This window comes from Kribbella sp. NPDC058693 (assembly GCF_042715335.1).
GTDB classification, from domain to species: Bacteria; Actinomycetota; Actinomycetes; order Propionibacteriales; family Kribbellaceae; genus Kribbella; species Kribbella jiaozuonensis.
In genome coordinates this window covers 207,318-233,683 of the sequence record NZ_JBHXSQ010000006.1, presented here as the reverse complement: position 1 = coordinate 233,683, position 26,366 = coordinate 207,318, and the positions used below count along the sequence as shown (strand labels likewise).

The 26,366-nt window shown below is 68.8% G+C and carries 21 protein-coding genes; 16 read left to right on the top strand and 5 right to left on the bottom strand.

Annotated features, from left to right (window positions below; all coding sequences use genetic code 11):
* Positions 1-38 precede the first annotated feature (38 nt).
* On the top strand, positions 39-347 hold the full coding sequence (locus ACFWUU_RS38225) for a hypothetical protein (protein WP_380183261.1): 309 nt from the start codon (positions 39-41) through the stop codon (positions 345-347).
* On the opposite strand, the gene ACFWUU_RS38220 is transcribed toward ACFWUU_RS38225, so the two are convergent.
* Both ACFWUU_RS38220 and ACFWUU_RS38215 read right to left on the bottom strand, forming a co-directional pair.
* A complete protein-coding gene (locus ACFWUU_RS38220; protein WP_380183259.1) occupies positions 289-1,647 on the bottom strand; it encodes an FAD-dependent oxidoreductase in 1,359 nt (452 codons plus the stop codon). The genes ACFWUU_RS38225 and ACFWUU_RS38220 overlap by 59 nt on opposite strands.
* Before the next feature lie 45 nt (positions 1,648-1,692).
* Complete coding sequence (locus ACFWUU_RS38215) at positions 1,693-4,461, bottom strand: ATP-binding protein (RefSeq protein ID WP_380183257.1); 2,769 nt, start codon at positions 4,459-4,461, stop codon at positions 1,693-1,695.
* A 197-nt stretch (positions 4,462-4,658) separates the two neighbouring features.
* Between ACFWUU_RS38215 and ACFWUU_RS38210 the strand changes: the two genes are divergently transcribed.
* The 4 genes from ACFWUU_RS38210 to ACFWUU_RS38195 all read left to right on the top strand — a co-directional run bounded on the left by ACFWUU_RS38210 (position 4,659) and on the right by ACFWUU_RS38195 (position 12,190).
* Entirely contained in the window at positions 4,659-7,424 is a 2,766-nt protein-coding gene (locus ACFWUU_RS38210) for a BTAD domain-containing putative transcriptional regulator (RefSeq protein ID WP_380183255.1), read from the top strand.
* On the top strand, positions 7,414-10,155 hold the full coding sequence (locus ACFWUU_RS38205) for a BTAD domain-containing putative transcriptional regulator (RefSeq protein ID WP_380183253.1): 2,742 nt from the start codon (positions 7,414-7,416) through the stop codon (positions 10,153-10,155). The genes ACFWUU_RS38210 and ACFWUU_RS38205 overlap by 11 nt, the downstream gene beginning before the upstream one ends.
* Before the next feature lie 104 nt (positions 10,156-10,259).
* Complete coding sequence (locus ACFWUU_RS38200; RefSeq protein WP_380183251.1) at positions 10,260-11,273, top strand: alcohol dehydrogenase catalytic domain-containing protein; 1,014 nt, start codon at positions 10,260-10,262, stop codon at positions 11,271-11,273.
* Between the two features lie 26 nt (positions 11,274-11,299).
* Positions 11,300-12,190 (top strand): SDR family oxidoreductase, encoded by an 891-nt coding sequence (locus ACFWUU_RS38195; protein ID WP_380183249.1) that lies wholly within the window; start codon positions 11,300-11,302, stop codon positions 12,188-12,190.
* A gap of 26 nt (positions 12,191-12,216) precedes the next feature.
* Here the strand turns inward: ACFWUU_RS38195 and ACFWUU_RS38190 are convergent, their stop codons facing one another.
* The gene (locus tag ACFWUU_RS38190) at positions 12,217-13,188 is read right to left on the bottom strand and encodes an NmrA/HSCARG family protein (protein ID WP_380183247.1); all 972 of its coding nucleotides are present in this window, start codon (positions 13,186-13,188) and stop codon (positions 12,217-12,219) included.
* 140 nt (positions 13,189-13,328) lie between these two features.
* Here ACFWUU_RS38190 and ACFWUU_RS38185 point away from each other — a divergent pair, with 140 nt between their 5' ends.
* The 3 genes from ACFWUU_RS38185 to ACFWUU_RS38175 all read left to right on the top strand — a co-directional run bounded on the left by ACFWUU_RS38185 (position 13,329) and on the right by ACFWUU_RS38175 (position 19,477).
* Positions 13,329-16,139, top strand: coding sequence for an AAA family ATPase (locus tag ACFWUU_RS38185; RefSeq protein ID WP_380183245.1), 2,811 nt, complete (start codon positions 13,329-13,331; stop codon positions 16,137-16,139).
* Between the two features lie 154 nt (positions 16,140-16,293).
* Entirely contained in the window at positions 16,294-16,719 is a 426-nt protein-coding gene (locus ACFWUU_RS38180) for a hypothetical protein (protein ID WP_380183243.1), read from the top strand.
* Between the two features lie 43 nt (positions 16,720-16,762).
* Positions 16,763-19,477: an ATP-binding protein gene (locus tag ACFWUU_RS38175; protein WP_380183241.1), complete on the top strand. Its 2,715-nt coding sequence runs from the start codon at positions 16,763-16,765 to the stop codon at positions 19,475-19,477.
* On the opposite strand, the gene ACFWUU_RS38170 is transcribed toward ACFWUU_RS38175, so the two are convergent.
* The gene (locus ACFWUU_RS38170) at positions 19,474-20,547 is read right to left on the bottom strand and encodes an ABC transporter ATP-binding protein (protein ID WP_380183239.1); all 1,074 of its coding nucleotides are present in this window, start codon (positions 20,545-20,547) and stop codon (positions 19,474-19,476) included. The two genes, ACFWUU_RS38175 and ACFWUU_RS38170, sit on opposite strands and share 4 nt — an antisense overlap.
* Before the next feature lie 177 nt (positions 20,548-20,724).
* On the opposite strand from ACFWUU_RS38170, the gene ACFWUU_RS38165 reads away from it, so the two are divergent.
* From ACFWUU_RS38165 to ACFWUU_RS38135, 7 genes are all read left to right on the top strand, one after another.
* Positions 20,725-21,213 carry a molybdopterin-dependent oxidoreductase gene (locus tag ACFWUU_RS38165; RefSeq protein ID WP_380183237.1) on the top strand — a complete coding sequence of 163 codons (489 nt, stop codon included), beginning with the start codon at positions 20,725-20,727 and terminating at the stop codon, positions 21,211-21,213.
* The gene (locus tag ACFWUU_RS38160) at positions 21,183-21,938 is read left to right on the top strand and encodes a ferredoxin reductase (protein WP_380183235.1); all 756 of its coding nucleotides are present in this window, start codon (positions 21,183-21,185) and stop codon (positions 21,936-21,938) included. Before ACFWUU_RS38165 ends, ACFWUU_RS38160 begins: the two co-directional genes overlap by 31 nt.
* Positions 21,935-22,198 carry a DUF6510 family protein gene (locus ACFWUU_RS38155; RefSeq protein WP_380183233.1) on the top strand — a complete coding sequence of 88 codons (264 nt, stop codon included), beginning with the start codon at positions 21,935-21,937 and terminating at the stop codon, positions 22,196-22,198. The genes ACFWUU_RS38160 and ACFWUU_RS38155 overlap by 4 nt, the downstream gene beginning before the upstream one ends.
* Positions 22,199-22,367: 169 nt before the next feature.
* Complete coding sequence (locus ACFWUU_RS38150) at positions 22,368-22,538, top strand: hypothetical protein (protein ID WP_380183231.1); 171 nt, start codon at positions 22,368-22,370, stop codon at positions 22,536-22,538.
* Between the two features lie 34 nt (positions 22,539-22,572).
* The gene (locus tag ACFWUU_RS38145) at positions 22,573-23,508 is read left to right on the top strand and encodes a TIGR03619 family F420-dependent LLM class oxidoreductase (RefSeq protein ID WP_380183228.1); all 936 of its coding nucleotides are present in this window, start codon (positions 22,573-22,575) and stop codon (positions 23,506-23,508) included.
* A gap of 16 nt (positions 23,509-23,524) precedes the next feature.
* Entirely contained in the window at positions 23,525-24,013 is a 489-nt protein-coding gene (locus ACFWUU_RS38140; protein WP_380183225.1) for a redoxin domain-containing protein, read from the top strand.
* Between the two features lie 175 nt (positions 24,014-24,188).
* Positions 24,189-24,506: a hypothetical protein gene (locus ACFWUU_RS38135; RefSeq protein ID WP_380183223.1), complete on the top strand. Its 318-nt coding sequence runs from the start codon at positions 24,189-24,191 to the stop codon at positions 24,504-24,506.
* 24 nt (positions 24,507-24,530) lie between these two features.
* Here the strand turns inward: ACFWUU_RS38135 and ACFWUU_RS38130 are convergent, their stop codons facing one another.
* Positions 24,531-24,965: a VOC family protein gene (locus ACFWUU_RS38130; RefSeq protein ID WP_380183221.1), complete on the bottom strand. Its 435-nt coding sequence runs from the start codon at positions 24,963-24,965 to the stop codon at positions 24,531-24,533.
* Positions 24,966-25,115: 150 nt separating this feature from the next.
* Between ACFWUU_RS38130 and ACFWUU_RS38125 the strand changes: the two genes are divergently transcribed.
* Positions 25,116-26,354 (top strand): MFS transporter, encoded by a 1,239-nt coding sequence (locus ACFWUU_RS38125; protein WP_380183219.1) that lies wholly within the window; start codon positions 25,116-25,118, stop codon positions 26,352-26,354.
* The last annotated feature ends 12 nt before the right edge of the window (positions 26,355-26,366 follow it).

Below are 26,366 nucleotides of genomic sequence, written 5' to 3'. Positions count from 1 at the left end.
AGCTCGGCTCCCGAGACGATCGAAACGTTGGTGGCGGGATGAACAACATCCAGCGCCTGCCGGTCGACGCGCGCCGGGTGATCGCCGTACTGCTGCCGGACGGCTGGCACCACGTCGTTCCGGGGTCGTTCACGGTCGGACCGCTGGGCTTCGGGGTCGACGACGATCGGCTCGGTTTCCGCTTCGACGAGGACAATTCGGCCGCGGACGAGCCGACGTCTCTGACCGGTTCATTGGACACGCTGCTGGCGGTCCGGCAGTCGCGAGCACGGAGCAGCTTGTCGAGTATCAGCCGGAGCGCTTGCGCAGTCGTGCCAGCAGAACCCGCGCGATCAGCGCGGGCATGAGCAGGCTGGCCGGCTCTGCTATCAGGTTCGTGACCCGCAAGAACGCCCCGGAGAGCACGGGATCGATTGCTGCCGCGGCCTTGTACCGGTTGAGGTACCAGCCGAGCAGGGTGGCGCGCGCCGTACGACGGCCGGCCACGGTGCCGAATCGGAGATCGTTCGACGCAGCGATACCCCACGGTGTGTCCAGCATCGTCGCCGCCTCGCGGAAGAAGCGAGCAGCCAAGGGCGTTGCGCCGTCGTCCAGCATCTGGGCCAGGATCCGCGCCTCCAGCGCGGCAACCGTCATCCCTTGCCCGTAGAACGGGTTGAAGCTGCACAATGCGTCCCCGAACACCAGATACCCGGCAGGGAAACGCTCCAGCGATTCGTACCGGCGCCTGATACTCCCCGGATACTTCATCTTCGCGGGCGGCCCGAGGGGCGCCTTCGTGCGGATCAGCTCGGCGATGTCCGGCGCGCGCAGTTTGTCGGCGAACGCGGCCATACCGTACTGATCCATCGGCGGCAGACTGCCGAACCAGCCACTGAGCCCGACCAGGAAGCGGTCACCCTCCTGTGCGAGCACGAAGCCGCCGAGTGGATGCCCGGGATAAGCGCCGTACGCCGATCCGAGCCGACCGTCGAGATCGCCAGGGGATCGCTCGTATTCACAGGAGACGTAGGTCAGGTCGACCTTCAGCACCTCTTCCTCGGCAGGCTGATAGGCAAGACGCTCCAGCCAGACGGGACTCCGGGTACCGCGGCCCCCGGCGTCGACGACGAGGTCCGCCTCGAGCGTGAACTCGACTCCGTCGGCCTGCGCGGTCACGCCGGTCACCCGGCTCCGATCGTCGGTGGTCAGCGGACCCATGACGGCGCATCTGCCGAAGACGGCCACGCCCCCGAGCGCGCCGACCCGCTGCCGCAGGACGTATTCGAGGAGAGCTCGACTGACGCCGAAGCCGATCAGCCCGGACCGGCCCGGACGCAGCAGCCGTCCATCGATGTGCCAGTGCATCTCCGCCTGCAGGTCGGCGGACGGCACACCGGCTGCCTCCAACTCGTCGGACAGGCCCGGGAACAGCTCCGTCATGATTTCCATGCCTTTGGCAAGCAACCCGTGCACCTGACGTCCCTGGGGCACGCCACGCCGGACTGCCGGTCCGGCCGGCAACTCGTCCCGATCGAGCACGGTGACGAACCGGTAGCGGTCACTGAGCACCCGGGCGGCGAGCAGACCGCCGATGCCGGCGCCGATGACGATCGCATGGTCAGCCGGGTCGATCTCCCGGCGCTCTGGATATCGCGGACTTTGCATAGTGCCCACGACGTTCGCAGCGGGCGCTACACGATCCATATACGGCTAGGTGTCGTCCGAGCCGAGCAGTGCATCGCGCAGGGCGCCGCGGGTGGCGATACCCAACTTCGGGAAGATCCGGTAGAGATGCGTCGAGACCGTCCGGTGGGACAGGAACAGCCGCTCGCCGATCTGCTTGTTGGTCAAGCCCTCGGCGGCCAGTGCGGCGATCTCCTGCTCCTGCGGCGTGAGGGCCTCAGCCCCGCAGGCGGACCTGGCGCGACCGGTGGCTCTCAACTCGTTCGCGGCCCGGTCGATCCAGGGCAGCGCCCGCAGCTTCTCGAAGGTTGCGAGCGCCGTGGCCAGCTGACCTCGGGCCCGCTCCGCCGCGTGGACCCGCCGCAGTCGTTCACCGAACGCAAGCTGGACGCGGGCGAGCTCGAACGGCCACCGGTCAGCGCCCGGCAGCCCGACCGCCTGCTCGAAGAGACAGATAGCGCTGGCGTCCTCCTCGGCGGCCAGCGCGGCCGCGCCGTGAGCGAGCAGGCTCAACCGGTTCGACAAGCCGGCGATGTCGGCAGCGAAGATCGCGGACACGTGGGCCTCGGCCTCCGCTCGCCGCCCGGTTCGGACAGCTGCCTCCACCAGGTCAAGGCAGAGACCAGGTGCCTCGTGGCAGTACGGCGGGAGCGTTCCGGGCGGGCTCACCGCGATCGCGTGCCGATAGGCGTCCTCGAAGTCGAGGCGCCCGATCGCGCAGAGCGCGAGGGCGTGATGGGCGTAGTCCAGAATGACCTCCGCCCGGCGAGGCACCGCCCATCTGGTCATCACCTGGGCAAGCTCCTTGACCGCGTTCTCGTCGCCGCGGGCGGCCGCTAGCATGGCCCTGCGATGCTGGAAGACCGGTACGTACAGCCCGAGCCCTCTCGTCTCGCAGAGCAGGAGGCACTCGTTGGTGAGTTCGTCCAGTTCGTCCCAGCGTCCGCTGTGGATGTCGTCCAGGCAGATGTGCAGCAGCAGCGCCACGACGACGGTGACGGCCCCGCGGCTGCGGGCCTCCTCGACGAACCGCCAGAACAGCGGGCGGTGCTCGCTGAGTCGATCGGTGAAAGCCGCTGCCATAGCGAGCTTGCGGAAGCGCCACGACGGCGCCTCGTCGGTCAGCTCCGCGAGGGCGGCCTCGAGTTGCGGGAGCACGGCCGCCGCCGTGCGCACCGGGTCGGGCACGATGCGCGACAACAGGTAGAGATCGTCCGGGGCCTCGGGAACCATCCGGTCGAGTACGCGGAACAGGCCGTCGTACAACTCCGCCCGCCGGCCGAATCCGCACATGAGCGAGAGGAGGTAGATCGCCGCGACGAGGCTGTCGTCGGTCGCGTCGAGGCTGGTGCCGCAGCTGTCGATCGCGGTCTGCAACAGGCGGACCGCGGTGTCGACGTCGCCGTCGGTCATCAGCAGCAGAAAGGCGGCGGTGGTCGCAGCCTGGAGCATCTGCTGCCGCCCGGCCCCGGCCTGCGTGGCCTCGACCAACAGGCGGGATACGTCATCGAGACCGCCGGCCAGGTTCGCGCTCACGAAGGCGGCCTCGGTCAGCCGACGGCTGCGGTCGGCAGGTCCGGGACTGAGCTCGGCAGCCCGGCTCAGGCGCTGTACGGCCAGGACGGGATCGCCGCGGCCGAGGATGCGCCGGGCGCTCTGCTCGAGCAGGGCCGCGACCTCCTCATCAGGGCCGGTGGCCGCCTCCGCGAGATGCCACGCCCGGCGTTCCGGATGGTCCGACAGTACTTCGGCCAGCCGTTGGTGGGCCCGGCGTCGCTGGCCCCGGGTCGAGACTCCGACGATCGCCGATCGGGCGAGTGGATGACGGAACACAAGCTGCTGAGGATTCTCGCCGATCCGCACCAGACCGGCAGACTCGGCGCAATCCAGGCCACCGAGATCAGAATCGCCTGTGGCGTGCTGCAGTACGTCGAGTGTGCGCGCACCCTCCAGTACGGCCAGCAGCAGCAACTCGCGGGCTGCATCGGTCAATCCGCTGACTCGGGTCTCGAACACCGCCTGCAATCGTTCGCCGAGCGCGAGGACCGGCGGCAGGGACTGGGTGGCGATCCGCTGCCGTCCACTGAGGGCCGCCGGCAGCTCGAGGAGCGCCAGCGGATTGCCCTGCGCCTCGTCCAGCATCCGCCGCCGTGCGCCGGCGGCCAGCATCGGGAACCGCATCCGCAACAGGTCGTTCGCCGCATCCGGCGACAGCGGGTCCAGGTGCAACAACGGGAGCCCGTCGAAGATGTTCCCGGGTCCCGGTCGTGATGCCGCGAGCAGCCCGACCCGGCCGCCGGTGAGCCGTCGGGCGACGAAGCCGAGGATGTCCGCGCTCGACCGGTCCAACCACGGCACGTCGTCGATCACCACCAGGACCGGGCGGTCCTCGGCGGCGTGCTGGAGCAGGCTGAGTACGGCGTTCGACACCACCAGCCGGTCCGGTACCGGGCCGGAGGCAAGCCCTAGAACGGACGACAAGGCGTCCCGGTGAAGCCGATCGAGCCGGCTGAAGTCCTTCAGCAGGGGCAGCAGGGCCTGGTTGAGCCCCGAGAAGCTGACGTCTGCCTCGAACTCCACGCCTTCGGCGCGAAGGATCAAGGCGCCGCTCGATGCCGCGGCGTCCGCGGCTGTGTTCAGCAGGGCAGTCTTGCCGACGCCTGCCTCGGCGAGGACGAGGAGCGCGCGCTCGGTCACGGAGTTGGCGTTGGAGGTGGTCCAGCCGTCGAACACCGACGCGACGATCTGCAGCTCCGCGTCGCGACCCACCAGCCGCTCAGGTGCCCGATAGCTCACATGTCCATCCGCCTCGCCTCACACTGCACCATAGGCATCGCCGCCGTCAGTACGTCGCGGCGATGTCCGATCTGACCACTAGTTGCCATCCGTGACAGGAGCCGCGGTGCAGAGGCCGTTGACGGTCGGCCGGACTGCGGATCGCGAGTACGATCGCCGTACCAGGAAGCACGGCTGGTGCGGGAGTGCGATCGAGGATGGACGAAGAGCTGCGGTTCACCGTGCTCGGGCCGGTTCGGGCCTGGCGGGGCGAGCGGGAGGTCGAGCTCGGCTCGCGGCAACCGCGTGCCGTCTTGGCCGCGCTGCTCCTGCACGAAGGCACCGACACCTCGATCGCCGAGCTCGTCGACGTGGTCTGGGGCGGTGGCGACATCCCGCCCACCGGCACCCAGGTGATTCGAACCTACGTCCACAGACTGCGCCGCGCCCTCGAGCCGGGCCAGTCGGCGGCCGACTCGATCATCACCTCGACCACAATCGGTTACCGGTTGCGCACCGACCCCGCCAGTGTGGATCTCGGTTGCTTCCAGCAACTTCTTGCCGTCGCTGAGGCTGCGGCGCCGGTGGACGCCCTCGACCAATTGCGCCGCGCGATCGCGCTGTGGACCGGGCCCGTGCTGGCCGGCATCCCCGGCGACTACGCCGAATCGCAGCGGGTGCGGCTGAATCAGCTCCGGCTGACCGCGCTCGAGCGACAGGCAAGGCTTCAGCTCGAGCTGGGCGCCGTACCCGAAGCGCTGGCCGGACTGACGGGACTGGTCGACGATCATCCGTTCGACGAACGGTTCGCGGAGCTGCTGATGCTTGCCCTCTACGCATCCGGGCGGCAGGCGGAGGCGCTGGCCGTCTACCGGCGGCTGCGGTCGCGGCTCGCCGAGGAGCTCGGCACGAATCCTGGCCAAGAGCTGCGGACCTTGCAGGACCGGATCATCCGCGCCGATCCAGACTTGTTGCCCTCGGCAAGTACGACTCTTGTTGCGGGGCCGGCACAACTGCCTGCTGACCACTACGGGTTCGCCGGCCGGCAGCCCGAGCTTGCTGCCGCGACGGCGATCCTGGAGCGACCCGACCGGGAGCCTACCGTCCTGGTCACCGGGATGGCCGGCGTCGGCAAGACGACGTTCGCGGTGCACTGGGCGCACGCGATCGCCGACCGCTTCCCCGACGGACAGCTCTATCTCAACCTCCGCGGCTTCGACCCGGCGCGCCCGGCGATGCCGACCGAGGAAGCCTTCTTCCTGGTGCTCGAGGCACTCGGGGTGCCACCGCAGGAGATGCCGAAAGATCTCGACGGCCGGGCAGCGACGTACGAAAGGCTGCTCGCCAACCGCCGGATCCTCGTCCTGCTCGACAACGCGCGCGACGCCGAACAGGTGGCTCCGTTGCTCGTCGGCACAACTGGTGGGCTGTTCGTCGTCACCAGTAGGCACCAGTTCGGCGGATCTGTGCGCGGGGCGGTGATCGCTCTGGACGTTCTGCCTCCGGTCGAGGCGATCGAGTTCCTGGGCGGTCGGTTGGGTGACCAGCGGGTGCGCCAGGAACAGAGCGCCGCAGCAGCCATCGCCGAGCGGTGTGGCCGGCTGCCGTTGGCCCTGGCTGTGGTCGCTGCCCGCGCGGCGCTGAACCCGGCCTTCCGTCTCACGGACATCCTGGCCGAGCTCGACGAGAGCCTGGGTCGTCTCGACGCCTTCGCGGACGCCGACGTCGCGGTGGATGTTCGAGCCGTCTTCTCGTGGTCGTACCGGGCTCTGCCCCCGCCCGCAGCGGCTGTCTTCCGGTTGATGTCGGAGCTGCCCTGGACGACCAGCAACCTGGTGACCATCTCCAGTCTGGCCGGCGGCGCGATCCCGGTCACCGAGGTTCTCGTTGCCGAACTCACCGCGGCGCATTTGCTGCTGGAGCCAGTACCAGGGCGCTTCGGGTACCACGACCTCGTCCGCGCCTACGCCATGGAGCAGTTGGAGGCGGTGGATTCCGTCGATGTACGGCGAGCGGCCTTGGTGCACGTGCTCGACCATTTCGTCCAGACCGCGAAGGTCGCCGAGGCCCTGGTCAATCCGCACCGTCCCGCCGTGGACATCATGCCGCGACGACCGGAGACCCTGGTGGACGACATCGCGGACCGCCCGTCCGCCTGGGCGTGGTTCATCGCGGAGTACACCGCGCTGGTGAGCGCAGTACGGGACGCGGCGCGCAACGGGTACGACGAGCACGCGTGGCAGCTGGCCTGGGCGCTGGACACGTTCCAGTATCGCGGCGGGCACTGGCGCGAGGCTGTCGACGTACAGCGGACCGGGCTTGCTGCCGCGGAGCGGATGGGGGACATGCACCTCAAGGCGGTGGCGCAGTACACGCTGGGGAAGACGTACATCGATGTCGGTGAGAGGGATGCGGCGCGCGATCTGCTGGAGAAGGCCGTCGCGGGCTTCCGGCAGGCCGGTTCGGAGGAGGCGGAGTCCAGCGCGTACGTTGCTCTCGGCAACATGTACAGCGACGAGGGTCGATCGGCCGAGGCGGTGCAGAACTACCAGGAGGCGCTGCGGCACGGATCCGAACCGATCGCCCGCGCAACGGCAATGAACAACCTGGCCAACGAATACTCCACGCTCGGCGACCACGAGCTGGCCGTCACGATGCTGCTGCAGGCCATCGAACTGTGGCAGGCCGCCGGCGACCGTCATGGCGAGGCCAACAGCTGGGACAGCCTGGGGCACGCGCAGCAGATGCTCGGGGATCTGCCCGCTGCCGCCACGTGGTACCTGCGGGCCATTGACGCTTTCCGGGAGCTCGGGGACCGGTACAACGAGGCGATGTCACTCGCGAATTACGGCGACAACCGCGTCTCACTCCATGACCTGGCTGCCGCCCGCGAAGCCTGGCAGCGGGCGCTGGAGCTGTTCGCCGAGCTGCGCCACCCGATGGCCGGCAAGCTCGAGCAGAAGTTGAGCAGCCTTGCCGGGTAACGACTTGTGGGTCTCGGTCCTCGGTCCGGTCCGCGCCTGGCGGGGAACGGCGGAGGTTCGCCTGGGCGGACCTCAGCAGCGGAAGACCCTGGCGGCCCTGCTGCTCAGCGACAGCGAACTGGTGTCGGTCGACGAGTTGATCGACGCCCTGTGGCCGATCGATCCGCCACCGGCCGCGGTCCAGGTGATCCGGACATACGTGTACCGGCTGCGCCGCGAGCTCGGCGCCGACGAGTCGCTGATATCGCCGCGGGACAGCGGCTACGCGATCCGCAGTACGCCGGAGACCCTTGACCTGGCCGCGTTCCGGGATGAGGTGCGTCAGGCCGACATTGCCCGCCGGGCAGGGAACCTCCGCAATGTAGCGACGTACCTGGACGCCGCACTCGCGCGGTGGACCGGTCAGCCACTGACCGGGTTGTCGGGGGAGTACGTCGACCGGGAGCGCGCGGGCCTGGAGCGCGAGCGGCTGGCCGCCGTCGAAGCTCAGCTGACCAACGAGATCGAGCTCGGCGCATACGACGACGCGGCGGCCCGGCTCGCCCGACTGGTTGCCCAGCATCCACTGGACGAGCGCTTCCGCGAGTTGCTGATGGCAGCCTTCCACCGGTCCGGCCGGACCGCGGAGGCGCTGGCGGTTTTCGCCGACGCGGAACAGGTGCTGTCCGATGAGCTTGCGCTCGACCCGGGGCCGGGCCTGCAGGCGCTCCGTGAGGAGATCGTGCGCGACAGTTCGAGACCGGCCCAGCTGCCGGCCGATCTCCCCGGCTTCGTAGGCCGCGCCAACGAACTCCGGGCTGCGAGCGGACTGCTGCCGCCTGCCGGCGCACCTCCCACGACCGTCGTGATCGTCGGTACGGCGGGCATCGGCAAGTCCAGTCTGGCCATCCACTGGGCGCACGAGATCGCCCACCGGTACCCGGACGGTCAGCTCTACCTGAACCTGCGCGGGTTCGATCCGGGCGAGACCGTGATGGACGCGACGGAGGCGATCCACGGTCTGCTGCTCGGACTTGGTGTACCGGGTGCCAAGATCCCGGCGGATGTGGACGCGCAGGCGGCCTTCTACCGCAGCAGGCTGGCCAACCGGCGTGTCCTGATCCTGCTCGACAACGCCCGCGACGCCGAGCAGGTCCGGCCACTGCTGCCAGGGACGTCGGGCTGCTTGGTGATTGTGACGAGCCGCGACGGACTGTCCAGCCTGGTCGTGCGCGACGGCGCCCGTCCGCTGCCACTCGACCTGCTCTCGCCGGAGGAGTCACGGCAGTTCCTGGCCGCGCAACTCAGCCCGGTCCGGCTCGCCGCCGAGCCGGACGCCGTACAGCGGCTGATCGACTGCAGCGCCGGCCTCCCGTTGGCGCTCGGCATCGTCGCAGCTCGTGCCGCCGCCAACTCCGATCTGCCGCTGTCCACGATCGCCGCCGAGTTGTTCGACGGCAGCAGCAGACTGGATGCGCTCTCGGCCGCAGAGCTCGACAGCCGCAGCGTGTTCTCCTGGTCGTACCGCGCGTTGACGCTCGAGGCGGCTCGCCTGTTCCGATTGCTCACGCTGCATCCCACCGGTGACATCGCACTTGACGCTGCGGCGAGCCTCGCCGGTCAGGACGTCCGCCGTACGCGATCGTTGCTCGCGGAGCTCACCCGGGCACACTTGCTGGTCGAGCGCGCGCCTGGCCGCTTCTGGACTCACGACCTGCTCCACACGTACGCCGATGAGCTCTCGCGCGCCATCGATGCGGACGCTGACCGGCGTACGGCATTCCTCCGGCTGATGGACTACTACCTGCATGCGACGTACGCCGCGAACCACATGCTGTACCCGCGCGACTCCACGGTCACTCTGCCTCCGCCGACTGACGGGACGGTCGGCACCGAGTTCGCCGATCGCGATGCGGCGCTGACCTGGCTTATGGCGGAGTACCGCACTGTGATCGCCGTGGCAGCGGAGGGCGCCGCTGTGACTCCGGCTCAGGTATGGCGGCTTGCGTGGGCGGTCTCCGACTTCTTGCAACGCCGGGGTCATTGGCAGGACCAAGTAACTGTGCAGCGGTTGGCCCTTGCGGCAGCGTCCGGCCTGGGCGATGTCGAAGGGCAGGCTCATGCGCATCGAGGTCTGGGTGCGGCCATGGGCCGACTCGGTGACCTGGCGTCGGCGGCCGACGAGCTGGAGCGGGCCCGGTTGCTGTTCCAGCAGCTCGGGGACGAGTCCAACGAGGCCAGGAGCCGCCGGGCGCTGGCCTTCGTCCGCGGTGCCCAGGACGACTACGCAGCTGCTCTGGCCGACAGTGAGGCGGCGCTTGTGCTGTACCGGCGAGCCGCAGACCTGCCCGGTCAGGCCAGCGCTCTGAACGACGTCGGCTGGTGTCTGGCTCGTCTCGGCCGCTACTCCGAGGCGCTCGACCACTGCCGACGGGCCTACGCCATCTTCGAGGAACTCGAGATCCGTGACGGCCAGGCGTCCACCTGGGACAGTCTGGGCTACATCCACCTGCAGCGCCGCGACTTCGGGCAGGCCGTCGACAGCTATCAGCGGGCCGTCCGGATGTTCCGGCTGCTCGGCAACCGCTACGACGAGTCAGCCTCGCTGCTGCACCTCGCCGAGAGCCAGGAGGGGAGCGGAGACCTTGCTGCAGCCCGGGTCACCTGGGACCAGGCGCTCGGTCTGCTGGACGATCTCGGTCGGTCGGAAGCGGCCGACGTACGACGTCATCTCGCCACCTTGGGGCCGTGACGTACGGCGAATCCCGTGCCGGGAGATCGTCGTTTGACTGATGCTGCGGCGGCGCGGAGGCGGCAAGACTGCGAGGTGTCAACCCACTGCCGGAGGAGCCTCCCATGCGTGCTGCCGTCGCTGAGGGCGTGAACGCGCCACTGTCCCTGATCGAACGTGATGTGCCCGACCCCGGAGCCGGAGAGGTTCTGGTCAAGGTCACCGCCTGCGGTGTCTGCTACTCCGACCTCAACCTGCTGCAAGGCAAGTACGCCTTCGCCAGGTTCCCGGTGATTCCCGGCCACGAGGTGACCGGTGTAGTCACTGCCGTGGGTGACGGCGTCACCTTCCCGGAGGTCGGCACCACGGTCGGCGCGCAGTTCCTCTACGACTCATGTGGGCACTGCAATTACTGCGTCCGCGGCGAGCAGATCCTGTGCCCCCGCAAGCGGATCACCGGCGTGGTGACCGATGGCGGCTATGCGGAGTATGCCGTGTTCAAGGCGGGCTTCGTGACCCCGCTTCCGTCGGGGCTGGATCCGGTCCAGGCTGCACCGTTGATGTGCGCCGGAATCACGGCGTACAACGGTTTGCGTCATGCCGGGGCCACGCCCAACTCCCGCGTGGCCGTCATCGGTGCCGGCGGTATCGGCACTCTCGCCATCAGGTACGCCGTGGCGATGGGTGCCCGTGTTGCGGTGGTCGGACGCTCCCGGCGCGGTGAGGACGCCGCCAAGGCGATGGGCGCGGAACTGTACGTCTCGACCGACGAATCGCCCGCGGCCGAGACCTTGAAAACCTGGGACGGCGGGGCGGACGTGATCCTCAACGCCGCGCCGTCGAGCACTGCTGCTGCGGAGACGCTCGGTGGTCTGGCGCCGGACGGCACCTTGATCCTGTGCGGCTACAGCGCCTACCCGCTGAGTCTTCCGGTCCAGCCGATGGTGCTGAACCGGCTTCGGGTGATGGCGTCGCCGTCCGGATCGCCCCACGACCTGCGGGACACGCTGGCGTTCTCGGCCCAGCACCAGATCCTGCCCGCCATTACCGCGATCACCCTCGACGAAGCACCCGAGACGCTCGACGCGATGGCCGCCGGCAGAGCCCGCGGCGGCCGCGGCGTGATCACCTTCGCCTGAATCCCTGCTGTCACAAGGAGAACGTCATGCCGAAAACCATCATCATCACCGGCGCTTCCAGCGGTTTCGGCGCACTCACGGCCCGCGCGCTGGCCGACGCCGGCCATGTCGTGTACGCCGGGGTGCGGGACACGATCGGTCACAATGCGGAAGCGGTAGCGGACGCGGCGGCGTACGCCAAGGAGCATTCGGTTGACCTGCGCAGCGTGGAGCTCGACGTCACCGACCAGGCCTCGGTCGACCTCGCGATCGACTCGGTGACGGCTGCGACCGGCGCGATCGACGTGGTGATCCACAACGCCGGCCATCTCTCGAACGGTCCGACCGAGTCGTTCACCGTGGAGCAGCTGCAGCAGCTCTATGACACCAATGTCCTGTCCACGCAGCGGGTCAATCGTGCCGTGCTGCCGCAGATGCGTCAGCGCCGCGACGGTCTGCTGCTGTGGATCGGCTCGTCCAGTACGTTCGGCGGCACTCCGCCGTACCTGTCCGCCTACTTCGCGACCAAGTCCGCCGAGGACCAGCTGGCCAAGGGGTACGCGGTCGAGCTCGCCCGCTTCGGCATCGACAGTGCGATCGTCGTGCCCGGATCGTTCACGTCCGGCACCAATCACTTCGCGCATGCCATGCACCCCACGGACACGAAGACCGCCGCGGCATACGAGCAGCTGTACGCGGGTCTCACGGAGCAGGTCGGCCGGCGACTCGCGAAGCTCTCGCCGCCGGATGCAGACGTCGCCGAGGTGGCGCGAGAGATCGTGCGGGTGGTCGACCTGCCGAAGGGCGGTCGCCCGTTCCGGACCACGATCGACCCGGCCGACGACGGTTCGGAGCGGGTCAGCGATCTGGCCGAGGCGAACCAGGCGGAGTTCTACGAACGCCTCGGACTCAGCGATCTGCTCGAGGTCTCGCCCTGACGACATCGAGCGCGTCCCGGGTCGGCTCAGCTGACCGTGACCTGACCTGGGTGGGCGGCCAGCCAGTCGTCGAACGACTGCAGGTCCGGGTTGATCCGGCGGATCGCGTCGGGAGAGCGCTCACCGGTGTATTGCTCGTGGTTGCGGGCGTAGTACTCGAACATGTTGCCCGCCTCGACCGCGACCACCCACGGCTGGGCGCGGTACTCGTCCCACGTCGGCGGTCGGTAGCTGACCTCTTCGCCCATCGCCACGGACAGCGCCCGCGCGTACTGCTCACCGGTCAGGTGGTCGCCGGCCAGGCCGACCGTCTTGCCGATGAAGGCGGCGCTGTCACGGAAGATCGCGTAGGCGGTCTTGCCGATGTCCTCCGCCGCCACGCCGGCCAGCGGCGCGTCGGCCATCGGCAGGATGACGATTGCCTTGCCGTCCTTGTCCCGGCTCAGGGCCAGACCGGACATGAACCCCTCGAAGTAGAAGGTCGTGTTCAGCAAGGTGGTCGGTACGCCGTACTTCACGAACAGTTCGTTGGCGTCGGCCTTGGCATCGAAGTGCGGGACCTTGTACTTGCCGAGCGACGGCACCGACGTGTCGTCGCCGAAGAACTTTCGGGTGTCGTCCAGGGTCGACCAGACGACGTGCTTCAGGCCGGCCTCGGCCGCAGCCCGTGCCGCTGTGTCGGCCTGTGCGAACTCCTTGTCGCCACGTGCTTCCGGAGTGTCCTCCTCGCCGATGGCGCGCTCTTCCCAGAAGTTCGTCACCACGAACGCGCCGTAGGCGCCGGTGAACGCGGAGACAACGCTCTCGGCGTCGTCCAGGTCCGCCTGCACGACCTCGGCGCCGGCCGCGGCCAGCGCTCGCGCCTTGTCCGATCCGGGGTTCCTGGTCAGTGCGCGCACCGCGAACGGGCTGTCGGCGTCGGCCAGGATCGCGCGGACCAGGCCGCCACCCTGGGCGCCGGTTGCACCGACCACGGCGATGATCTTCTTGTCAGTCACAGCGATACTCCAAACTTGAATTATTGGGTTTGAGCCCAGGGTGATGACCGCGGATATACGGCCCATAGCTCGATGCGGCGGTGCTAGCTTGAGCAGGTACGGCGGAACTGTGCGGCGACGTACGCCGGCCGGGAGGGGACGTGAATCGCGAGAGCCCAGAGACGCTGATCGGTCGGGAGACCGAGCTGGTTCTCGTCGGGGCGCTGCTCGACGACGACCCCGGTGCCGATCGCGCTTTGCTGGTGTCCGCCGAGGCCGGGCTCGGGAAGACTGCGTTGCTGAATACGGCCGCGGCGGATGCGGCCGCGAGCGGTGCCCGGATCCTGCGGGCCGAGGGCGTCGAGTTCGAGGCAGAGGTCAGCTTCGCCGGCCTCAATCAGGCGCTGATTCCGCTGATCGAAGAGTTCGGGCAACTGGGGGAACTTCATCGGGCGGCGCTACAGGCAGCCCTTGGTCTGGCCGAAGGTCCACCGCCGGACCGGCTGGTCGTCTCGAATGCGACGCTCGCGCTGCTGCGCCAGGCCGCTGAGCACGATCCGCTGCTCCTGGTAGTCGACGACCTTCCGTGGCTGGACCGCTCGAGCGCCGCCGTGCTGGGGTTCGTCGCGCGGCGGTTGACCGGCAGTCGGGTTGGACTGCTGGCGGCCGCCAGATCGGATGCGAAGACGTTCTTCGACGGAACGGCATTGCCGGTGCTCCGGATGCATCCGCTCACCCCGGATGCAGCGAGTGCCCTGCTGCGGCGCCGATACCCGATGCTGGCGCCCGGAGTGCGCAAACGGTTGCTGGACGTTGCCCGAGGCAACCCGTTGGCCCTGCTGGAGCTGCCCGCTGCCCTGACCGGGAGGCAGCGGGAGGCACTGCAGTCGTTGCCCACAGTGCTGCCGCTGAGCGGACGGCTGCGAGCCCTGTTCGAGGCACGGGTCGAGGGCCTGACCGACGCGGCCAGGAACCTGCTGCTGCTGGCCGCGCTCGACGGCACCGGCGAGCTGGCGATCCTGCAGCGAGCGTCGGACGACGTGGAGCTATCAGGCCTGGGGCCGGCAGAGCGTGCCGGCCTCGTTCAGATCGAGGAGGACACCCACCGGCTCACGTTCCGCCATCCGCTGGTGCGGTCGGCCATCGTCGAGGTGTCGACACGCAACGAGCGATACCGGGCGCATCGGCTGCTCGCCGGTGTGCTCGACGCGCAGCCGGACCGACGGGCCTGGCATCTCGCGGAATCGACGACCGGAACCGACGAGACGGTGGCCGGTCTGCTGGAGCAGACAGCGCGGCGGGTGCTCGGGCGCGGCGATCCGAACGGCGCCGTCGTCCGGCTGACCCGTGCGGCCGAGCTCAGCCCGTCGGCGATGGACCACCGTCGCAGGCTGGTCGAGGCCGCCTACATCGCCGCGAACATGGGCAGCGGCCTGGAGGATGTCGCGCGTTGGCTCGGCGAACCGACCCAGGGCGAGCTCGATCCGCTCCAGTCGTTGCAGGAGGCAACGACTGGCGTACTCCTGCTGCTCAACCACGAAGGCCATGTCGCCGCCGCGCATCGGCTGATGACGGCGGCCATCGACGGCTGCGGGACGACCCTCGACGCCGAGGACGACAGGGTGCTGGCGGCGGTCTTCGTCCTGCTACTGATCTGCGGGTACAGCGGACGGGCCGATCATGCGGAGCAGTTGTACCGCGTCCTCGACCGGCTGGGTCCGGCACCGCCGGAAGATCTGGACCTGGTGGCACGGGTCTTTCTCGACCCGGTCCGGACCGCACCCGCGATCCTGGACCGGTTCGACGCCGCCCTGCGCAGCCTCGACCACGAACCTGATCCGTGGCGTATCCGCAGGCTCGCGCTGGCCGCCGGTGTCCTCGACCGGCTGACCCCTTACAGGACCGCGTTGCTTCGCGTCGTCGACCAAAGTCGCGAGGCCGGCGCCGTGACGAACTTCGTGGCGCTGCTGATGCACATCTGCGGGGACGATGTGCAAACCGGACGATGGGACGAGCTGGACAAACTGCTCGACGAGTGCCTGCAACTCTGCGACGCGCGGGGGCTCGGGTTGTATGTGCCGATCTTCCAGTTCCGCAAGGGACTCCTCACGGCCGCGCGCGGTGAGGAGCCTGCCGTCCACCTCGCGAACGAGATGATGCGCTGGGCTGTGGCTCGGGGAGCAGACCGGATCGCCGCCTACGCTCATCACGTGCTGGCGCTCAGCGCCATCGGACGTGGCGATTTCGAGACCGCGTTCTACCATGCCGCCGCGATCAGTCCGCCTGGCACGATGGCGCCGTACGTCCACGAAGCACCCAACGTCTGCCTGGATCTGGTGGAGTCGGCGGTCCGGACCCACCGTCACACGGAGGCCGCGTCGCACGTGGCCGTCCTCCTTGATCTCGAAGTGGATCGCCTGTCGCCGCGCATCGCGATGCTCGTGCACGCGTCGGCGGGACTCGCCGCCGACAGCGACGAGGTCGCACTCGAGCAGTTCCGCCAGGCGCTGGACGTCGCAGATTCGGCCCGCTGGCCGTTCGACCGGGCTCGCGTGCGACTCGTCTACGGCGAGCGGCTGCGCCGGGCCCATGCGACCGGCGAGGCGCGCGCGGAACTGACCGCGGCGCTCGACACCTTCAGCCGGCTACGGGCCGAACCCTGGGTCACCCGGGCCACCAACGAGATCCGAGCGACAGGCCGGACCGTCCCGGCCGGACCGGCGACCGATCGCCCCGTGCTGACCGCGCAAGAGCACGAGATCGCCGTACTGGCAGCGGCCGGCCTGACGAACAAGCAAATCGGAGAGCAGCTGTTCCTGTCCCATCGAACGGTGTCCACCCACCTCTACCGCATCTTCCCCAAGCTCGGCGTCGCCACCCGCGGCGCCCTGCGGGATGCGCTGGCTGAGGCCGACCCGTCGCCCGATCCTTCGGGGCAGCCACCACCAGCCGCGCCAAAGCAGCAGCCCTGACCTGCTTCGGGAAGGTGTTTTGGGCCTACGGTTGCTTGTACGCCACGACGTTGTGCCCAGAAAGTCCCGGGATCGAGGCTCAGGCGATCGAGTGGCGCACCAGGATCCCGATGCGGTCGGCAACGTCGTACACTCCCGCGAATTCGATGTGATCGTGATTGGTTCCGGACCGGTCAATCACCGGGCGTTGCTGACGCACCAGGGCAAGTACCAGGCTCGCATCGCCGCCCAGGTGATCCTCGACCAGGCAGCGGGGGAGTCGGTGGACGAAGCCACACCATGGAGTGCGCACCTGGAGAGCGCGGATCGATCAGCCGTCCCGCACGTTCACCTCGCTAGGGGCGGCGGCGCGAATCTCTACGCGGACGGCTATCGCGGCCGGGCCCGGATGGTCGTGGACGAGGACACCCGGTGCCTGCTCGGGGTGACGTTCGTCGGCCCCGGTGTCACCGAGCTGCCGCACTCGGCGACGATCGCGATCGTCGGTCAGGTCCCGATCGAGCGGCTGTGGCACGCCGTGCCGTCGTTCCCGACGATCAGCGAGACCTGGCTCCGCCTGTTCCAGGGGTACCAGAACTGACGATCCTGTCCTCCCTCGTGAGCTCCGGGGGTAGCGTGATGGCGTGGGTCCCGTGGAGCTGACCGGTCGGCGGGCCGAATGCGGTGTGCTCGACCAGTTGATCGGCGCTGTCCGCGCCGGCGAGAGCCGTGCGCTGGTCCTGCACGGCGAGGCCGGCGTCGGCAAGACCGCGCTGCTCGAGTACGTCGCTGCCCGCGCGGACGGGTGCCGGCTGGCCCGGGCGTCCGGGGTCCAGTCGGAGATGGAGCTGCCGTTCGCGGGGTTGCATCAGCTGTGTGCTCCGGTCCTGGACGGCGTCGACAGGCTGCCACCACCCCAACAGGACGCGCTCCGGGTCGTCTTCGGCCTGAGCCAGGGCTCGCCACCCGACCTGTTCCTGATCGGATTGGCGGTCCTGAGCCTGCTGTCCGAGGCGGCGGCCCGCCGGCCGCTCGTGTGTCTGATCGACGACCAGCAGTGGCTCGACCGCAGTTCGGCGCAGATCCTCGCATTCGTCGCGCGCCGGATCGGGGCCGAATCCGTGGCCGTGATCTTCGCCACGCGGAAGATCGGTGATCTGCTCGACGGCGTACCGGAGTTCGCGATCGGTGGTTTGAACGACGCCGACGCGCGGACCTTGCTGAACGCCGTGCTCTCCGGGCCGATCGATCAGCAGGTGCGCGACCAGATCGTGGCCGACGCCCACGGGAACCCGCTGGCCCTGCTCGAACTGCCGCGCGGCCTGACTCCGGCGCAGCTGGCCGGCGGGTTCGGGTTGCCGGGCGCCGGCACCGTCGAGGAGACATTCGTCCGCCGGATCGCCGCCGTACCACCGGAGACGCGACGGTTGTTGCTGCTCGCCGCTGCTGATCCGTCCGGCGACGAGATCCTGGTACGACGTGCCGCGGCTCAGCTCGGGATCAATCTGGATGCGGTCGTGGCGGCGCGCGAGGCGGGGCTGACCGAGGGCGTGCCGAGACGACGGTTCCGGCATCCGCTCGTCCGGTCCGCGGTGTACCGGTCGGCCTCCGAGGAAGACCGCCGGCAGGTCCACGCGGCGCTTGCGGACGCCACGGACCCGCGGACCGATCCCGATCGGCGGGCCTGGCATCGCGCGCAGGCGGCGGCCGGGCCGGATCCGGAGATCGCCGACGAGCTCGAACGGTCGGCTGGCCGGGCCCGGGCGCGTGGTGGACTGTCGGCTGCGGCGGCGTTCCTGCATCGGGCCGTGACCTTGACGGTAGACCCGGCGCAACGGGCGGAGCGTGCGCTGGCCGCCGCGCAGATCGAACTGCAGTCGGGCGGGTTCCCCGCGACCGCCGAGCTGCTGGAGCTCGCGGACCGGCAGCCGCTCACGGAGCGTCAGCGCGCCCGGGCGGATCTGATTCGCGCCCAGCTCGCGTTCGCCACCAGCCGTGGCAGTGACGCTCCTCAGCTGATGCTGCAGGCCGCGAAACGGCTCGAGCCGATCGACGTCGACCTGGCGCGGGCGACGTATCTGGATGCCATCTCCGCGGCGACCTTCGCGACTCGACTCGCAACGCCCGCCGGCGATCTGGCCGCGGTCGCCCGCGCCGCCGCGGCCGCGCCCCGGCCGAGCGGACCACGGCCCGGTGATCTGTTGCTGGACGGTACGGCGGCCGCGTTCACCGACGGCTACGCCGCGGGCGTGCCGACGCTGCGCAAGGCGCTCGCGGAGTTCGGCGCCGGCATGTCGATGGAGCAGGAGCTGCAACTGTTGTGGATGGCAACTACCACGGCGATGCGGCTCTGGGACGTCGAGCGCTGGCAGTGGTTGTCGGACCGGCACATCCAGTTGGCCCGCGAGGTCGGTGTCGTCAACGATCTCGCGCTCGCGCTGGCCGGTCGCGCCTACGTGGCCCTCTTCACCGGTGACCTGGTCACGGCAGCGGCGCTGACGGCGGAGGCGGAGTCGGTCAACGAGGTGACTGGCGGCACCGTGACGCCGTACGGACTGCTCGGTGTCGCGGCGTTCAGCGGCAACCGGTTCGAGACCGAACGGCTGGTCGCGGCGACGGCACGGGATGCGATCGAGCGCGGTGAAGGCATCGGGCTGACCATCGCCGGCTGGGCCGCCGCGGTGCTCGACAACAGCCTCGGGCGCTACCAGGAGGCGGCCGTGACGGCGGCCCGCGGCTTCGAGCACCCGGGCGACCACGCCGTCTATGTCTGGACACCGGCCGAGCTCGCTGAAGGCGGTGCCCGCAGCGGACAGATCGAGGCCGCCGAGCAGGCCTGCCGCAGGCTGGACGAGATGGCCGACGCGGGCGGCACGGACTGGATCCTCAGCGTCCGGGCCAGGAGCCGCGCGTTGCTGACCGGAGCCGGCGAGGCGGAAGCGTTGTACCGCGAAGCAATCCGCCGCCTCGACGGTACGGCGCTCCGCGTCGATCTCGCGCGGGCACAACTGGTCTACGGCGAATGGCTCCGTCGCGAACGCCGTCGCCTCGAGGCACGCGAACAGCTGCGGGCCGCGCACACGAGCTTCGAGTCGATGGGCATGACCGCCTTCGCCGAGCGCGCCCGGCGTGAGCTGAAAGCAGCCGGTGGGACCGCTCGCAAACGGGTCGTCCCGGCGCAGAGCGAACTCACCGCGCAGGAGGCCCAGATCGCCCGGATGGCTCGCGACGGGCTGTCCAATCCCGAGATCGCCACCCGCCTGTTCATCAGCGCGCGGACTGTCCAGTACCACCTTCGCAAGGTCTTCACGAAGCTGGGCATCACTTCGCGAAGCCAACTGACCCAGGTTCTTCCCTAGCCGAGCCTCTTCTCCGTGGAGGTGGAGAAGAGGTGCAGCTTCTCGGGGTCCGGTGCGAGGTAGACCTCAGTGCCCTTGTCGTTGTGCAGGCGGGTGCCGATGCGGGCGATGATCTGCTGGTTCTCGGCGTGGTCCGCGGTCCCGTACAGGAACGCGTCCGAGCCGAGCTCCTCGATCACGGCGACCTTCACCGGCAGACCGGCGTCGGCGATGTGCAGCGCCTCCGGGCGGATGCCGAGTGTCAGGGTCTTGTCGTCGCCGGCCTTGGCCAGCAGGTCACGGGCGACGGGTACGACGTAGTCGCCGATTTTCGCGCCGCCGTCGACGATCTCGGCGGTGATCAGGTTCATCGCGGGGGATCCGATGAAGCCGGCTACGAACTTGTTCTTCGGCCGGTCGTACAGGTTCAGTGGGGTGTCGACCTGCTGCAGGACGCCGTCCTTCAGTACGGCGACGCGGTCGCCCATGGTCATGGCCTCGACCTGGTCGTGGGTGACGTAGACGGTGGTGACGCCGAGGCGGTGCTGGAGTTCGGCGATCTGGGTGCGGGTCTGGACTCGGAGCTTGGCGTCGAGGTTCGACAGCGGCTCGTCCATCAGGAAGACCTTCGGGCTGCGCACGATCGCGCGCCCCATCGCCACCCGCTGACGCTGGCCGCCGGACAGTGCCTTCGGCTTGCGTTCGAGGTACTCCTCGAGGCCGAGCAGCTTGGCGGCCTCCATGACGCGCTTGGCGCGCTCTTCCTTGTGGATGCCCTGCATCTTCAGGGCGAAGCCCATGTTGTCGGCGACCGACATGTGCGGGTAGAGCGCGTAGTTCTGGAACACCATCGCGATGTCGCGTTCCTTCGGCGGTGCGTTGGTGACGTCGCGGTCGCCGATGAAGATCGACCCCTCGTTCACCTCTTCGAGCCCCGCCAGCATCCGCAGCGCCGTCGACTTACCCGAGCCCGACGGTCCGACGAGCACCATGAACTCACGATCCTCGATCTCCAGGTCGAGACTGTCGACCGCCGGAACGTCGGTGCCGGGATAGACCCGGGTGGCTCCCTTGAACGAGACAGTTGCCATGTCGCACTTTCCTCCGTTGGGCGCGAGCGTCCTGACGTTGCGAGCCTCCTCCGGAACCGGCCGCGCTCGCATCTGTGAGTGTCCCGGGGGTGCCCCGGGGTACTCACAGATGCGCCGCAATGCCCGTCCGTAGCACGCTCGGAGTACCCGAGACCGATGATGTGGAGGACGAGCCCGATGGCGGTGACCCGAGGATTTCAGGGGCGGCGTGCCACGGCGGATTCGTCGCGGCCGGTCACGTGGTCGTGGGAGGAGTTCCGGTCGCTGCCGGCCGAGACCTTCACCGTCGACATCCACTGCGTGACCAAGTGGTCGAAGCTCGACATCAACTGGCGCGGTGTTTCGGTCGACACGTTGCTGGATGCGACCTCGCTCCGGGCGGAGTACGTCACCGCGTACTGCGACGGCGGGTACACCACGAATCTCCCGGTCGCGGATCTGCGCGGCGGACAGGCCTGGGTGGTCTTCGAGTACGACGGGAGCCCGCTGCCGCCCGTGCACGGAGGACCGGCGCGGCTGCTGGTTCCGCATCTGTACTTCTGGAAGAGCGCGAAGTGGATCCGCGGACTCGAGATCCGCGAGCACGACGAACCCGGCTTCTGGGAGATGTACGGCTACCACAACTACGGAGATCCATGGCGAGAACAGCGATACCAGGGCGACTGAGCTGGCAGCAGGCCACCGTGGTGGAGACGATGTCCGAGACCCCGCAAGTGAAGAACATCGCCTTGACGGTGCCCGGGTGGCCCGGACATATGGCCGGCCAGCACGTCGACGTACGGCTGACGGCACCGGACGGATATCAGGCGGAGCGGAGCTACTCGATCGCGTCGGCGCCGGAGGACGGGCACGTCGTACTCAGCGTCGAGCGACTCGACGACGGCGAGGTCTCGCCGTTCCTCGTGGACGAGCTCCGGGCCGGGGACGTACTCGAGCTCCGCGGTCCGGTCGGTGGGTACTTCGTCTGGGACGAGCCGCTCGGCGGACCGCTCTTCCTGGTCGCCGGTGGCTCCGGCCTGGCGCCGCTGCGAGCGATGATGAGGCACCATCGGGCGACCCGCAGCGAGGTTCCGGTCCGGGCGCTGTGCTCGGCCCGCTCGCTCGAAGCGCTGCTCTATCGGGAGGAACTGATGGACCTTGCGGCGTGCGACCCGTTCGACATCTCGATCACGCTGACCCGGGAACAACCGAGCGCCTGGCGGGGGTATCGCCGCCGGATCGACAGCGAACTGCTGGCCGAGGTCGCCTGGTCGCCGGCGGATCGCTCATTGGCCTTCATCTGCGGGCCGACCGCATTCGTCGAGACCGCGGCAGCCGGGCTCGTCGACCTGGGCCACGACCCGGCCCGGATCAGAACGGAACGCTTCGGCGGAACGGGAGTGCTGCCATGACGAGGTACGACGGGAACGCGATCGCCGGCACGCTGGAGGCCATCTTCGGCGCCGACATGACGACCGCGGGCTGCACGTGCGGCGGCTGCGGGCGGTCGGGTGTCGTTGCGGAGGTGGCGGTCTACCTCGATGGCCCGGGGTTGGTCGCCCGGTGCCCGTCCTGCGACCACGTCCTGCTGGTCGTCACCCAGCGCCGAGGCATGTACTGCGTCGACCGGGCAGGCTTTGCCCAGTTGTCCACTCCGTCGGCTCTTGCGTAGGTCTGGCGCTGGGCAGTCGACAAGCAACCGGCGAGCGCAGTCCCAGGTGCGACGGAACATCTCCTGAACCCGTTCGCTGCTGCGGCCGAGCAGCCGTACCGCGACACCACACGAGTTCGGGAGTTCGGTAGCGCCCAGAACGGTGTCAGGCTCTTCGACGAGGGCAGTCGTGGCCGGGGCTGCCGTCCCCCGGGGGACGGCTAGGGATGGTTACCGAGGCGAAGCCGTCGTCCGCTCGTCCAGGCTGGAGCCGACCGAGAACGATCCCGAGTCCGAGGAGTCGCTGAAGGACATGGCGATGAAGCCCGATGAAGAGGTCATGGGCGGCGGTTCGGAGTAGTACCGGTAAACCTGATCACAGTGAGGACGATCTGATGGCATTGAAGCTCGGCACGTTGCTGCCGCAGAACTGGCAGTACGTCCCAGGCACGGATCTGATCTCGGCAGCGAAGGCGGCCGAAGAGATCGGGTACGACAGCGTGTGGGTGTTCGAGCGGGTGCTGTACGCCCAGGATCAGACCGGGATCCACAAGCTCACGGAGTACGGCGACGGGACCTGGCCGGAGCTGTACCGCCAGGTGATGGATCCACTGGTCGCTCTCTCCATGGCAGCTGCCGTCACCAGCCGAGTCGAGGTCGGTACTGCGATCGTGGTCCCGCCGCTGCACATGCCGTTCCGGCTGGCTCGGTCGTTCGCCTCGATCGCGGCGTCCAGCGGCGGCCGTGTCGTCGCCGGTCTGGGTAGCGGCTGGTCCGTCGACGAGTTCAGCGCGACGGCCCCGCGGCCGATCGCGGAACGCGGCGCAGCATTGGACGAGTTCCTGGACGTGGCGGCCGCGATGTGGGCCCCTGACCCGGTCTCGTTCAAGAACGAGCGGTACACGGTGTATCCGGCCGAGGTCGGGCCGAAGCCTGCCGAGCAGATCCCGGTGTTCCTGGGCGGCCCGAGCCGGCGGGCGCGAAGCCGAGTGGCTCGACGGGCGTCCGGCTGGATGCCGAGCCTCTTGCCTCCGGCCGACGTGACGTCGAAGTATCGCGAGCTCTTGAAGATGGCCGACGAGTACGGCCGGGATCCCGGCGAGCTCAGCTGCCGGTCCCTGGTCGGACTCAGTCCGTTCGGCGAGGTGCCTGCGGCCGGAAGAGCGCCGTACACAGGCAGCGTCGACCAGGTCCTGGACGACCTCGCCGAACTCGCCGCCGGAGGGGTCGACGAGGTCATTCTCACCCTCCCGTTCATTGCCAACGGCATCAATGAGCTGAACGACCTGGCGGCCGAGTTCCACGCCAAGTTCCGGCTCGCCGGGATCTGACCAAGGAGTTCGGCCTGTGTCTTTGCTGCAACCTGGCGACGCTTTTCCAGAGCTTTCGCTGACCGTGCCCGGCGGGGGAGTAGTCAATGTCCCTGAGGCGTTCGACGGCGAGTACGGCGTGATGCTGTTCTACCGGGGATCGTGGTGTAACTACTGCAACCACCAACTGCGTGCATTCCAGCGTGCCCGCGCCAGCCTGGCCGACGTCGGGATCAGAGTCGCAGCGTTGTCCGTCGACGACGAAGCAACAACCGCCGGCCTGATGGAGAGACACCGCGTGACCTTCCCGGTCGGGTACGGCGCCGACGCCTGCGCAATCTCCGACCTCACCGGCGCTTTCGTCCACCACGACCCGCTGTACCTGGAGTCCACCGGCTTCGTCCTGAACCCCGACGGCAAGGTCATGGTCAGCGTCTACTCCAGCGGAGCCATCGGCCGCCTCATCCCCGAGGACGTCGCGGGCTACATCCGCCATGTCCAGGAGCACACACCCTCACCGGTCTGATGGCCAGCAGTCGTAGCACGCGGTGAGTTCGTGGAGCGAGGCGCTAAAGCGCGACTACGCGAGATGGCATAGTCACAATTCGTGCAGAGCAGTCGTTAGTTGCTTGCCATTCGCCGGAACGGTCTGATGATGTTGCCGCCTCGCAGTTGAGCATGCCGAGGGGCGGAGGCGGCGGATGTCACACAGCGTTGAGGACGCGCTGCAGCAGGCGGGTGAGGCGTTGCGGCGGGCGGTCGACGTACTGCGTCGTCGTCCGGCCGATGAAGTCGCGGCGAAGTCGCTGGTGGGGGAGTTCCACGAACTACGCAGCTTGATGTCGACCGCGGCGCTCCTGATGAAATCCTTCGAACTAACGCGTTTCGCGGCAGTCTCGGAGAGCGGGCGTGATGCGTTGGATGGCGCCGACGCCAACCTGACCGCGGCCCTCGCCTACCTGAACCAGGCAGCAGGCGAACTCACGGCCGCCAGGCAGTCACTCGACTCCCTGCTCTGACGCTGATCCGCCTCTGCGGGCTGTTCAGGCGTCGACGGCAACGAACTCGAGTTGGATGTTGTCGATGTCGCGGAAGACGATCGTGGAGTAGACGAACGGCTTGGTCTGGCTCTGGATGCCCGAGTGCGCGACGCCCAGCTCGTCGAGCCACGCCGCCCAGGCCTCGAGGCCGTCGCGGCCCTCGACCTGCAGCGAGATGTGGTCGAGACCGGTCCGGACCTCGTCGAACTCTTCGCCTTGGTTGGCCTCGTTGTGGTGCAGCCCGACGGCTACCCCGGTCCGGGGCTCGAGGACAAGGTTTGCGTATCCGGTCCACTCACGCCCGTAGTGCGGTAGGTCGCCGTTCACGACGGTTGCCTGGAAGACCCTCTGGTACCAGGCGATGCTCGCCTCGAGATCGCGGACGGTGAAGGCGAAGTGGTGCATCCGGCTGATCGCAGGCGTGGTCGGTTCACTCATCGTAGTGACCCCTCTCGGGTGGTTCGGCGACCTGAACGCTAGAACGGAGCCGTTGACGACGAGTGGACACCGCGTTCAGTCGGGATCCACTGGGTGTCAACTGCGTCTTCGTACGGTGGCGCAGGACGCCGCTATGAAAGGACCGGTCTGTTGCTGACCCACGCGTACCGACCGCAGTGCGCGGCCGAGGAGCGGCGGCACACGCCCGAGTGCGACACCAGGAGCACGAAGCTGACGCTGTTCGCGTTGGCCCTCGGCACGTTCGCCATCGGCACGGGCGAGTTCGGGAGCAACGGCATCATCCAGTTGTTCTCGTCGGATCTCGGCGTCACGATCCCGCAGGCGACGTACGCCGTCACCGCGTACGCCGTGGGCGTGATGATCGGCTCCCCGACCATCACGATCCTGGCGGCCCGGCAGAACCGCAAACAGCTCCTGCTCGGACTCGCACTGCTGTTCCTCGTCGGCAATCTCCTCTCGGCGATCGCACAGAACCTCGGCATGCTGATCGCCGCTCGCTTCATCACCGGCACCGTCCAGGGCGCGTACTTCGGCGCCGGGGCGGTAGTCGCGGCCTATGTCTACGGTCCGGGCAAGGGCGGCAAGGCGTTCGCGACCGTGATGGGTGGCCTGACGGTCGCGACAATCATCGGGTCGCCGCTGGGCACCTTCCTCGGACAGCACGTCGGCTGGCAGGCGCTGTACGTCGTGGTCGCGGCCATCGGCCTCTGTGCCGGCGCGGCTGTCCTCGCCTGGGTCCCGACCACACGGGACCTCGACGGCGGCTCTGTCTCGCAGGAGCTCGGGGCGTTGCGCCGGCCAATGGTCTGGGTGGTGATGACGGTCGCGGCGCTCGGCATCGCCAGCATCTTCGCCGTCTACACCTTCATCGGCCCGTTCGTGACCGACGCGGCACTGGCGGGGGAGTCGCTGATCCCTATCGCGCTCGCCGTGTTCGGCGTCGGCATGGCGGTCGGCAACCAGATCGGCGGTCGGCTGGCGGATCGGTACGAATACCGTGGCCTCGTCATCGGGTACGGCGGCGTACTGCTGTTCCTGATCACCATCGGGGCGGCCGGCGGAACGACCTGGGTGCTGCTGCTCGCCCTGTTCGGAGTGGGCGCGACCATGATGCTCGCCATCCCGACAATCCAGGTGCTGCTCACCCGATACGCGCCTGAGGCTCCCACCCTGATGGGCGCACTGAATCTCGCCTCGCTGAACCTCGCGAACGCACTGGGAGCCATCGGCGGGTCGATCACCCTGAGCGCCGGACTCGGCACGCTGTCGACCGTCTGGGCCGGACTTGTTCTCACGGTCACCGGTCTCCTGCTCTTTGCCGCGACGGTTCCGCGCGTCGCACCGCCGGTCCGCGCAGCGGTTGCCTGAGCCAACCTTTTT

Bases quoted from the DNA above. Each gene is read 5' to 3' on its own strand.
- ACFWUU_RS38225 (WP_380183261.1), top strand. From the start codon at position 39: ATGAACAACATCCAGCGCCTGCCGGTCGACGCGCGCCGGGTGATCGCC.
- ACFWUU_RS38220 (WP_380183259.1), bottom strand. From the start codon at position 1,647: ATGCAAAGTCCGCGATATCCAGAGCGCCGGGAGATCGACCCGGCTGAC.
- ACFWUU_RS38210 (WP_380183255.1), top strand. From the start codon at position 4,659: ATGGACGAAGAGCTGCGGTTCACCGTGCTCGGGCCGGTTCGGGCCTGG.
- ACFWUU_RS38200 (WP_380183251.1), top strand. From the start codon at position 10,260: ATGCGTGCTGCCGTCGCTGAGGGCGTGAACGCGCCACTGTCCCTGATC.
- ACFWUU_RS38195 (WP_380183249.1), top strand. From the start codon at position 11,300: ATGCCGAAAACCATCATCATCACCGGCGCTTCCAGCGGTTTCGGCGCA.
- ACFWUU_RS38170 (WP_380183239.1), bottom strand. From the start codon at position 20,547: ATGGCAACTGTCTCGTTCAAGGGAGCCACCCGGGTCTATCCCGGCACC.
- ACFWUU_RS38165 (WP_380183237.1), top strand. From the start codon at position 20,725: ATGGCGGTGACCCGAGGATTTCAGGGGCGGCGTGCCACGGCGGATTCG.
- ACFWUU_RS38160 (WP_380183235.1), top strand. From the start codon at position 21,183: ATGGCGAGAACAGCGATACCAGGGCGACTGAGCTGGCAGCAGGCCACC.
- ACFWUU_RS38155 (WP_380183233.1), top strand. From the start codon at position 21,935: ATGACGAGGTACGACGGGAACGCGATCGCCGGCACGCTGGAGGCCATC.
- ACFWUU_RS38145 (WP_380183228.1), top strand. From the start codon at position 22,573: ATGGCATTGAAGCTCGGCACGTTGCTGCCGCAGAACTGGCAGTACGTC.
- ACFWUU_RS38135 (WP_380183223.1), top strand. From the start codon at position 24,189: ATGTCACACAGCGTTGAGGACGCGCTGCAGCAGGCGGGTGAGGCGTTG.
- ACFWUU_RS38130 (WP_380183221.1), bottom strand. From the start codon at position 24,965: ATGAGTGAACCGACCACGCCTGCGATCAGCCGGATGCACCACTTCGCC.